Here is a 293-nt window from a genome sequence, read left to right on the forward strand (position 1 = left end):
CTGGCGCTGGGGCTGACCGGCGGCGGCGGGTCGATCTTCGCCGTGCCATTGTTGATCTACGGCCTGGACGTGGCGCCGGCGAGCGCGGTGGCGATCTCGCTCGGCGCGGTGGCGATCACGGCCGCCTTCGGTGCCGCCGAAGGGCTGTATCGCGGCGTGGTCGAGCTGCGCGCGGCGCTGATCTTCGCGGTCGCCGGCATGCTGGCCGCGCCGCTTGGCGTCTATATCGGCGGTCGGGTCAGCGATACGCTGGTGGTGCTGTCGTTCGCGGCGCTCATGGCGGTGGTCGCGGT

Annotated in this window: 1 protein-coding gene; it reads left to right on the forward strand. The window is 72.4% G+C overall.

Features of this window, described 5'->3' with window-relative positions; translation table 11 throughout:
• The coding region (locus SAHL_RS18485; RefSeq protein WP_184947269.1) for a sulfite exporter TauE/SafE family protein at window positions 1-293 on the forward strand (293 nt) is incomplete at both ends.

Origin of the sequence: Salinisphaera orenii subsp. halophila YIM 95161 (genome assembly GCF_003732545.1) — a bacterium.
Lineage (GTDB): Bacteria > Pseudomonadota > Gammaproteobacteria > Nevskiales > Salinisphaeraceae > Salinisphaera > Salinisphaera orenii_A.